The sequence below is a fragment of the Streptomyces solincola genome, assembly GCF_002982015.1.
GTDB lineage: Bacteria > Actinomycetota > Actinomycetes > Streptomycetales > Streptomycetaceae > Streptomyces > Streptomyces solincola.
In genome coordinates this window covers 1-9,387 of the sequence record NZ_PVLV01000408.1, presented here as the reverse complement: position 1 = coordinate 9,387, position 9,387 = coordinate 1, and the positions used below count along the sequence as shown (strand labels likewise).

At 72.0% G+C, this 9,387-nt stretch carries 8 protein-coding genes; 7 read left to right on the top strand and 1 reads right to left on the bottom strand.

What is annotated here, in order from left to right; translation table 11 throughout:
* Window positions 1-87 precede the first annotated feature (87 nt).
* The gene (locus C6N75_RS23205; protein ID WP_105870838.1) at window positions 88-981 is read right to left on the bottom strand and encodes a C40 family peptidase; all 894 of its coding nucleotides are present in this window, start codon (window positions 979-981) and stop codon (window positions 88-90) included.
* 717 nt (window positions 982-1,698) lie between these two features.
* Between C6N75_RS23205 and C6N75_RS23200 the strand changes: the two genes are divergently transcribed.
* The 7 genes from C6N75_RS23200 to C6N75_RS23170 form a co-directional block, all read left to right on the top strand.
* Window positions 1,699-2,058, top strand: a complete 360-nt coding sequence (locus tag C6N75_RS23200; protein ID WP_105870837.1) for an NADH-quinone oxidoreductase subunit A — start codon at window positions 1,699-1,701, stop codon at window positions 2,056-2,058.
* Window positions 2,059-2,076: 18 nt separating this feature from the next.
* Window positions 2,077-2,631: a NuoB/complex I 20 kDa subunit family protein gene (locus C6N75_RS23195; protein ID WP_105870836.1), complete on the top strand. Its 555-nt coding sequence runs from the start codon at window positions 2,077-2,079 to the stop codon at window positions 2,629-2,631.
* The gene (locus C6N75_RS23190) at window positions 2,628-3,359 is read left to right on the top strand and encodes an NADH-quinone oxidoreductase subunit C (RefSeq protein ID WP_105870835.1); all 732 of its coding nucleotides are present in this window, start codon (window positions 2,628-2,630) and stop codon (window positions 3,357-3,359) included. Before C6N75_RS23195 ends, C6N75_RS23190 begins: the two co-directional genes overlap by 4 nt.
* The gene (locus C6N75_RS23185; RefSeq protein WP_105870834.1) at window positions 3,356-4,696 is read left to right on the top strand and encodes an NADH-quinone oxidoreductase subunit D; all 1,341 of its coding nucleotides are present in this window, start codon (window positions 3,356-3,358) and stop codon (window positions 4,694-4,696) included. The genes C6N75_RS23190 and C6N75_RS23185 overlap by 4 nt, the downstream gene beginning before the upstream one ends.
* Window positions 4,697-4,722: 26 nt before the next feature.
* Window positions 4,723-5,571 (top strand): NADH-quinone oxidoreductase subunit NuoE, encoded by an 849-nt coding sequence (gene nuoE / locus C6N75_RS23180; protein ID WP_105870839.1) that lies wholly within the window; start codon window positions 4,723-4,725, stop codon window positions 5,569-5,571.
* Complete coding sequence (nuoF, locus tag C6N75_RS23175) at window positions 5,571-6,923, top strand: NADH-quinone oxidoreductase subunit NuoF (RefSeq protein ID WP_105870833.1); 1,353 nt, start codon at window positions 5,571-5,573, stop codon at window positions 6,921-6,923. The genes nuoE and nuoF overlap by 1 nt, the downstream gene beginning before the upstream one ends.
* A partial coding sequence (locus tag C6N75_RS23170) for an NADH-quinone oxidoreductase subunit G (RefSeq protein WP_105870832.1) occupies window positions 6,920-9,387 on the top strand: 2,468 nt, incomplete at its 3' end. The genes nuoF and C6N75_RS23170, both read left to right, overlap by 4 nt.

The window sequence follows — 9,387 nt, the reverse complement described above, 5'->3', positions numbered from 1 at the left end:
CGCGTCCTGTAACCGCCCGCTCGGTCCCCAGGGCCGCCGCTCCCACCCCGAGCGGGGGAGCGGCGGCCCTGGGGACCGAGCGGTCGGTTACAGGACGCGGACCGCGCCGGACGGCTGGTCGTAGTCGAGCGAGCGCTCCACCACACCGGTGCCCGGGTTCTGCGCGCCGACGAAGTTGCCCCCGCCGACGTAGATGGCCACGTGGTACGAGCCGCTGCGGCTGCCCCAGTAGAGGATGTCGCCGGGCTGGAGGTCGCTCATCGAGACCTCGGTGCCGCGGCTGGACTGGTCGCCGGAGACCCGCGGCAGGTCGATGCCCGCCTGGCGGTAGGCGGCCTGCACCAGGCCGGAGCAGTCCCACGAGTTGGGCCCGGTGCTGCCCATCACGTACGCGTCGCCGACCTGGGCGCGGGCGAAGGCGACGATCGCGGCGGCCGAGCCGGTCGCCTGCGAGGAGTCGTCGTAGGAGCCGCCGGAGTCGGAGCCCGAGTCGGAGGAGGACGAGGACGACGCACCGGAGTCGGAGGAGGAGCCGGTGGAGGCGGAGAGCGCGGTGCGCTCGGCGGAGCGGGAGGCGCGGGCGGCGGCCTCGGCGGCGGCCTTCTCCTTCGCCTCGGCCACGGCCTTGCGCTTGGCCTCGGCGTCGGCCTTGCGCTGCGCCTCGGCCTTGGCCTTGTTGGCGTCCTTCACGGCCCGGGCGGCCGACGCGTCCTCCAGGGACTGCAGTTCGGTGTCCAGGGCGATCTGGTGGGTCGTCTCGGCGGAGGCGGCGACGGCGCTGGAGAGACCGCCGCCGGACAGCTCCGCGTTGAGCGTGGGCATCTCGATGGTCTCGGTCACCGGCTCGGCGTTCGCCGGCCCGGCGGCGCCGGCCACCGCGATGGTGCTGAGGACGCCACCGGCAACTCCGGCCCGCAGCGCGAGCTTCGAGGCGCTGCGCCGGGGCTTCCGGTGGCTGGGTATGTGAGCGGTGTGGGACATGAGAACAACCGCTATCAGGGCGGCCGGGTTCCCTTCAAGAAACGTGCTTTGCGCCACAGTTGCGTGCGGAAGCCGTGAATCCGCTTCCCTGCGGGTCCGATTGACGCCGTAACGGACATTGCGGACGCTAGTGATCAACGTCGTGATCATGGGCTTTCCATAAAAGGTCCGAATTGCCGCGCGCCTACCATCCCTTCACCTCGGTGGCCAAGCCCGCTTTCGCCGCCCGTCGAGCGGAGTGACGGAGGTCACGGGAAGGTCACCGCCCGCCCCGTCCGAAAGATCGTGAACGCGCGCACGTGTCCACTTCGCGCCGCCGTCCTCCCTCGCCCGGGTGAGGCGGGATCCTTTACCACCCGCGCGAGGCGGTCGCGAATTTGCTTGTAGGGGCCATCTCTTGATAAGGCGAGGCTGCCCTGACCAGCGGTAACTACCGCTTATGTCACCTCAGGTGACCACCTGGACACGTCTGGTGCCAAGATCGCCGACATGTCTGTTCCATGATCCTTCGCCAGGTGGTGGAGATCACAAAGTCGTTGCCGCATCCCGTGTCGCAGATCACAGAACGACAGGCATAGGATGCGAGGCAGTCGGGCTTGTGAACTGCCTCACATACACGTGATCTTCGCGCTACCCCCGCGGGGCCGTGACACGAGGTGGCGAGACGAACGCCCGGTGCGGTCCAACGGTCAAGGACGACTGGAAGGAGCGAGGAGCGTGAATGCCTACGCGCCCATCCTCGTGCTCGGCGCCCTCGGGGCAGGGTTTGCGATCTTCTCCGTGGTCATGGCCACGCTGGTCGGCCCGAAGCGGTACAACCGGGCCAAGTTGGAAGCCTACGAGTGCGGCATCGAGCCGACGCCCACTCCGGCCGGCGGCGGCCGCTTCCCGATCAAGTACTACCTGACGGCGATGCTCTTCATCATTTTCGACATCGAGATCGTCTTCCTCTATCCCTGGGCGGTCAGCTTCGACGCGCTGGGGATCTTCGGGCTCGTGGAGATGCTGCTCTTCGTGCTCACCGTCTTCGTCGCCTACGCGTACGTGTGGCGGCGCGGCGGCCTGGACTGGGACTAGGGAGCTGAAGGCACACTCATGGGACTCGAAGAGAAGCTGCCGAGCGGCTTTCTGCTGACGACCGTCGAACAGGCCGCGGGCTGGGTGCGCAAGGCGTCCGTCTTCCCCGCGACCTTCGGCCTCGCCTGCTGCGCCATCGAGATGATGACCACCGGCGCCGGCCGCTACGACCTGGCCCGCTTCGGCATGGAGGTCTTCCGCGGCTCGCCGCGCCAGGCCGACCTGATGATCGTGGCCGGCCGGGTCAGCCAGAAGATGGCCCCCGTGCTGCGGCAGGTCTACGACCAGATGCCCAGCCCGAAGTGGGTCATCTCGATGGGCGTCTGCGCCTCCTCCGGCGGGATGTTCAACAACTACGCGATCGTGCAGGGCGTCGACCACGTCGTCCCCGTCGACATCTACCTGCCCGGCTGCCCGCCGCGGCCGGAGATGCTCATCGACGCCATCCTCAAGCTGCACAGCAAGATCCAGGGTTCCAAGCTCGGCGTGAACGCCGAGGAGGCGGCCCGGGAGGCGGAGGAAGCGGCGCTCAAGGCCCTGCCCGTGATCGAGATGAAGGGGCTGCTGCGGTGAGCACCGAAGAGCCCAACCCCGAGAAGGACCTCAGCGCGCAGAACCTCCCCGGCCAGCGCGGCGACGCCGGCGAGGAGGTCCGCGTCCAGCGCGGCATGTTCGGCGCGGACAACGGCGGCGACACCTCCGGCTACGGCGGCCTGGTCCGCTCCGTACGCCTGCCGGGACCGGCCGCCCGCCCCTACGGCGGCTGGTTCGACGAGGTGGCCGACGAACTGGAGGGCGCCCTGGAGGAGCAGGACCTGCTCCCGGCCAACGCCATCGAGAAGACGGTCGTCGACCGCGGCGAACTGACCTTCCACATCGAGCGCGAGCACCTGCCGCGGGTCGCCCGCACCCTGCGCGACGACCCGGCGCTCCGCTTCGAGCTGTGCACCGGGGTCAGCGGAGTGCACTACCCGGGCGACCGGGGCCGCGAGCTGCACGCCGTCTACCACCTGCGCTCGCTCACCCACGGACGGGCGATCCGGCTGGAGGTCTCCGCCCCGGACAGCGACCCGCACGTGCCCTCGCTGGTCTCGGTCTACCCGACCAACGACTGGCACGAGCGGGAGACCTACGACTTCTTCGGGCTGGTCTTCGACGGCCACCCGGCCCTCACCCGGATCATGATGCCGGACGACTGGCAGGGCTTCCCGCAGCGCAAGGACTACCCCCTCGGCGGCATCGCGGTCGAGTACAAGGGCGCCCAGATCCCGGCTCCGGACCAGCGGAGGTCCTACTCATGAGCACCGACCACCTCTCCGGCGCCAGGGAGACCGACGCCCGGGAGACCACCGAGGGCGCCGTCTACACGGTCACCGGCGGCGACTGGGACGAGGTCGCCGAGGCCGCGGCCCGCGCCGACGACGAGCGGATCGTCGTCAACATGGGCCCCCAGCACCCGTCCACCCACGGCGTGCTCCGGCTGATCCTGGAGATCGACGGCGAGACCGTCACCGAGGCCCGCTGCGGCATCGGCTACCTGCACACCGGCATCGAGAAGAACCTCGAGTTCCGCACCTGGACGCAGGGCACCACCTTCGTGACGCGGATGGACTACCTGACGTCCTTCTTCAACGAGACCGCCTACTGCCTCGGCGTGGAGAAGCTGCTCGGCATCACCGACCAGATCCCCGACCGCGCCTCGGTGATCCGCGTCCTGCTGATGGAGCTGAACCGGCTCTCCTCGCACCTGGTGTGCATCGCCACCGGCGGCATGGAACTGGGCGCCACCACGATCATGATCTACGGGTTCCGGGACCGCGAGCTGATCCTCGACCTGTACGAGCTGATCACCGGCCTGCGCATGAACCAAGCCTACATCCGGCCCGGCGGCCTCGCCCAGGACCTCCCGCCCGGCGCGGTGGACCGCCTGCGCGAGTTCGTGAAGACCATGAGGAAGAACCTGCCGGAGTACGACAAGCTCGCCACCGGCAACCCCATCTTCAAGGCCCGCATGCAGGGCATCGGCCACCTCGACCTGGCCGGCTGCATGGCGCTCGGCGCCACCGGCCCGATCCTGCGCTCCACCGGCCTGCCGCACGACCTGCGCAAGACCGACCCCTACTGCGGCTACGAGACCTACGACTTCGAGGTCCCCACCACCGACACCTGCGACGCCTACGGCCGCTTCCTGATCCGGCTGGAGGAGATGCGCGAGTCGCTGCGCATCGTCGAGCAGTGCCTGGACCGGCTCGCGCCCGGCCCGGTGATGGTCGCCGACAAGAAGATCGCCTGGCCCGCGCAGCTCGCCATGGGCCCGGACGGCCTCGGCAACAGCCTGGACCACATCAAGAAGATCATGGGCACCTCCATGGAAGCCCTCATCCACCACTTCAAGCTGGTCACCGAGGGCTTCCGGGTGCCGCCCGGCCAGGCGTACGCCGCCGTCGAGTCCCCCAAGGGCGAGCTGGGCGCGCACGTCGTCTCCGACGGCGGCACCCGCCCCTACCGGGTCCACTTCCGCGACCCGTCCTTCACCAACCTGCAGTCCATGGCGGCGATGTGCGAGGGCGGCCAGGTCGCCGACGTCATCGTCGCCGTCGCGTCCATCGACCCCGTGATGGGAGGCGTCGACCGGTGACCGCCAACCAAGAGGTGAGCCTGGGGATGCCGGAGCTCCCGGCCCCCGAGTACCCGGCCGAGGTCCGGGCCCGGCTCGAAGCGGACGCGAGGGAGGTCATCGCCCGCTACCCCGGCAGCCGCTCCGCGCTGCTGCCGCTGCTGCACCTGGTGCAGTCCGAGGAGGGCTACGTCTCCCGCACCGGCATGCGCTTCTGCGCCGACATGCTGGGCCTGACCACCGCCGAGGTCACCGCGGTGGCCACCTTCTACACGATGTACCGGCGCAAGCCCTCCGGCGACTACCAGGTCGGGGTGTGCACCAACACGCTCTGCGCGGTGATGGGCGGCGACGCCATCTTCGACGAGCTGAAGCAGCACCTGGGCGTCGGCAACGGCGAGACCACCGAGGACGGCTCCGTCACCCTGGAGCACATCGAGTGCAACGCGGCCTGCGACTTCGCCCCCGTGGTGATGGTCAACTGGGAGTTCTTCGACAACCAGACCCCCCAGTCCGCCCGCGCCCTCGTCGACGACCTGCGCGCCGGCCGGCCCGTCGAGCCCACCCGCGGCGCTCCCCTCTGCACGTACAAGGAGACCGCCCGCATCCTGGCCGGCTTCCCCGACCAGCGCCCCGGCGCGGTCGCCGCCAGCGGTGGCGCGGGCCCCGCGTCGCTCGTCGGCCTGCGCCTGGCCAAGGGCGAGACCGCCCCGCCCCGGGTCGTGCACCCCCGGCCCGCGGCCCCCGCCGACGCCGTACCGCCCGCCCAGCCGGAGGACCCGGCGAAGACCACGCCGAACCGCGAGCACCTCAGCTCGCACGACGGCTCCCAGCCGACCTCGGCCTCCGACCCGAACAACCCGGCCGCCGGTCCGACCGCCGAGGAGGGGGAGTGATGAGCGTGGCCACCGAGACCCACAGCCCCGACAAGCTGCTGGCGCCCGTGCTGTCGGCCTTCTGGGACCAGCCCGACTCCTGGACCCTGGAGACCTACCACCGCCACGACGGCTACCAGGGCCTGAAGAAGGCCCTGGCGATGACGCCGGACGACCTCATCGCCTACGTCAAGGACTCCGGACTGCGCGGCCGCGGCGGCGCCGGCTTCCCCACCGGGATGAAGTGGCAGTTCATCCCGCAGGGCGACGGCAAGCCGCACTACCTCGTCGTCAACGCCGACGAGTCCGAGCCCGGCACCTGCAAGGACATCCCCCTCCTCTTCGCCAACCCGCACTCCCTCATCGAGGGCATCGTGATCGCCTGCTACGCGATCCGCTCCTCGCACGCCTTCATCTACCTGCGCGGCGAGACCGTGCCCGTACTGCGCCGGCTGCACGAGGCCGTGCGCGAGGCGTACGCGGCCGGCTACCTCGGCCACGACATCCTCGGCAGCGGGCTCGACCTCGAACTGACCGTGCACGCCGGCGCGGGCGCGTACATCTGCGGCGAGGAGACCGCGCTGCTCGACTCCCTGGAGGGACGCCGCGGCCAGCCCCGGCTGCGGCCCCCCTTCCCCGCGGTCGCCGGCCTCTACGCCTGCCCCACCGTGGTGAACAACGTCGAGTCCATCGCGTCCGTTCCCGCGATCCTGCACCGCGGCAAGGACTGGTTCCGCTCCCTGGGCAGCGAGAAGTCCCCCGGCTTCACGCTCTACTCGCTCAGCGGCCACGTCGCCTCACCCGGCCAGTACGAGGCCCCGCTCGGCATCACCCTGCGCCAACTGCTCGACCTGAGCGGCGGCATCCGCCCCGGCCACCGGCTGAAGTTCTGGACCCCGGGCGGCAGCTCCACCCCGCTGCTGACCGCCGAGCACCTGGACGTGCCGCTGGACTACGAGGGCGTCGGCGCGGCCGGCTCCATGCTCGGCACCAAGGCCCTCCAGTGCTTCGACGAGACCACCTGCGTGGTGCGGGCCGTCACCCGCTGGACCGAGTTCTACGCCCACGAGTCCTGCGGCAAGTGCACCCCCTGCCGCGAAGGCACCTACTGGCTGGTGCAGTTGCTCCGCGACATCGAGGCCGGCAAGGGCGCCATGAGCGACCTCGACAAGCTGAACGACATCGCCGACAACATCAACGGCAAGTCCTTCTGCGCCCTCGGCGACGGCGCGGCCTCGCCGATCTTCTCCTCGCTTCAGTACTTCCGCGAGGAGTACGAGCAGCACATCACCGGCCGCGGCTGCCCCTTCGACCCCGCCAGGTCGACCGCCTGGGCGGACGGCAGCGGCCACACCCCGGAGGTGACGGCATGACGGTCACGACGTCCAACCCCGCCGGGGGCGGCGCCGCCGCCGTCCCGCCGGAGGACCTGGTCACCCTGACCATCGACGGCATCCAGGTGTCCGTCCCCAAGGGCACCCTGGTCATCCGGGCCGCCGAGCAGCTCGGCATCGAGATCCCCCGGTTCTGCGACCACCCCCTGCTCGACCCGGCCGGCGCCTGCCGCCAGTGCATCGTCGAGGTGGAGGGCCAGCGCAAGCCGATGGCCTCCTGCACCATCACCTGCACCGACGGCATGGTGGTCAAGTCCCAGCTCACCTCGCCGGTCGCCGAGAAGGCGCAGGTCGGCGTGATGGAGCTGCTGCTGATCAACCACCCGCTGGACTGCCCGGTCTGCGACAAGGGCGGCGAGTGCCCGCTACAGAACCAGGCCGTCTCGCACGGCCAGGCCGACTCCCGCTTCGAGGGGCGGAAGCGGACGTACGAGAAGCCGGTGCCGATCTCCACCCAGGTGCTCCTCGACCGCGAGCGCTGCGTGCTGTGCGCCCGCTGCACCCGCTTCTCCAACCAGGTCGCCGGCGACCCGATGATCGAACTGGTCGAGCGCGGCGCGCTCCAGCAGGTCGGCACCGGCGAGGGCGACCCCTTCCAGTCGTACTTCTCCGGCAACACCATCCAGATCTGCCCGGTCGGCGCCCTCACCTCGGCCGCCTACCGCTTCCGCTCCCGCCCCTTCGACCTGGTCTCCAGCCCCTCGGTCTGCGAGCACTGCGCCGGCGGCTGCGCCACCCGCACCGACCACCGCCGCGGCAAGGTCATGCGCAAGCTGGCCGCCGACGACCCCGAGGTCAACGAGGAGTGGATCTGCGACAAGGGCCGCTTCGCCTTCCGGTACGCGCAGGCGCGCGACCGGCTCACCACCCCGCTGGTCCGCGGCGAGGACGGCGTCCTGGCCCCCGCCTCCTGGCCGGAGGCGCTCCAGGCCGCCGCCCGCGGCCTGGTCCGCGGCCGCACCGGGGTGCTCGCCGGCGGCCGGCTGACCGTCGAGGACGCCTACGCCTACGCCAAGTTCGCCCGGATCGCCCTCGACACCAACGACGTCGACTTCCGCGCCCGGGTGCACAGTGGCGAGGAGGCCGACTTCCTGGCCGCCCAGGTCGCCGCGCACGGCACCGACCTGGACGGGCGCGGCGTCACGTACACCGCCCTGGAGAAGGCCCCCGCCGTCCTCCTCGCCGGGATCGAGGCCGAGGAGGAGGCGCCCGGCGTCTTCCTGCGGCTGCGCAAGGCGTGGCGCAAGCACGGGCAGCGGACCTTCGCCCTCGCCGCGTACGCCACCCCCGGCCTGACCAAGGCCGGCGGCGCGCTGCTGCCGGCCGCGCCCGGCACCGAGACCGAGTGGCTGGAGGCGCTGGCCACCCGGGACGGCCTGGACGAGTCCGGGACCGCCGCCGCCGAGGCGCTGCGGGCCGAGGGCGCGGTGATCGTCGTCGGCGAGCGGCTGGCCGGCGTGCCCGGCGCGCTCACCGCGGCCGTCTCCGCCGCCGCCGCCACCGGCGCCGCCCTGGTGTGGATCCCGCGCCGGGCCGGCGAGCGGGCCGCGCTGTGGGCGGGCGCCATCCCGGCGCTGCTGCCCGGCGGCCGCCCGGCCACCGACCCGCGGGCCCGCGAGGACGTGGCGCTCGCCTGGGGCGTACGCGAACTGCCCACCGGATACGGGCGCGACACCGGCCAGATGATCGAGGCCGCCGCCACCGGGGAGCTGGGCGCGCTGCTGGTCGGCGGCGTGGACGTGGCCGACCTGCCCGACCCGGCCCGCGCCCGCGAGGCCCTGGACGCCGCCTTCGTCGTCTCGCTGGAGCTGCGCCCCGGCGAGGTCACCGACCGGGCCGACGTGGTCCTGCCGGTCGCCGCGGTCGCCGAGAAGCGCGGCACCTTCCTCAACTGGGAGGGCCGGGTGCGGATGTTCGAGGCCGCGCTGAAGCCCGAGCAGATGACCCGGACGCTGCCCCCGGCCGACGCCCGCGTGCTGCACATGCTCGCGGACGTCATGGACGTGCACTTCGCCCTGCCGGACGTGCGGTCCGTGCGCCGGGAGCTGGACCGGCTCGGCCCCTGGGACGGCGCCGCGTCCGCCGCACCGGCCGAGTCCGGCGTACCGCTGCCGCGGGCCGGGGAGGGCGAGGCCGTCCTCGCCGGGCACCGGATGCTGCTCGACCTGGGCCGGCTCCAGGAGGGCGACGAGGCGCTGGCCGGCACCCGGCGGGCCCCGGTGGCCCGGCTCTCGGCCGCCACCGCCGCCGAGACCGGCGTCGGCCACGGCGACCTGCTCGCCGTCAGCGGCCCGGCCGGCTCCGTCGAACTGCCGCTGCACGTCACCGAGATGCCGGACCGGGTGGTGTGGCTGCCGCTGCGGTCCACCGGTGGCGGGGTGCTGTCCGACACCGGCGCCTCCCCCGGCCGCCTGGTCCGCATCGCCCCGGCCGCCCCCGCCCC

Excerpts from the sequence above, each read along its gene's own strand:
- C6N75_RS23205 (WP_105870838.1), bottom strand. The coding sequence starts at position 981 with ATGTCCCACACCGCTCACATACCCAGCCACCGGAAGCCCCGGCGCAGC.
- C6N75_RS23195 (WP_105870836.1), top strand. The coding sequence starts at position 2,077 with ATGGGACTCGAAGAGAAGCTGCCGAGCGGCTTTCTGCTGACGACCGTC.
- C6N75_RS23185 (WP_105870834.1), top strand. The coding sequence starts at position 3,356 with ATGAGCACCGACCACCTCTCCGGCGCCAGGGAGACCGACGCCCGGGAG.
- nuoE (WP_105870839.1), top strand. The coding sequence starts at position 4,723 with ATGCCGGAGCTCCCGGCCCCCGAGTACCCGGCCGAGGTCCGGGCCCGG.
- nuoF (WP_105870833.1), top strand. The coding sequence starts at position 5,571 with ATGAGCGTGGCCACCGAGACCCACAGCCCCGACAAGCTGCTGGCGCCC.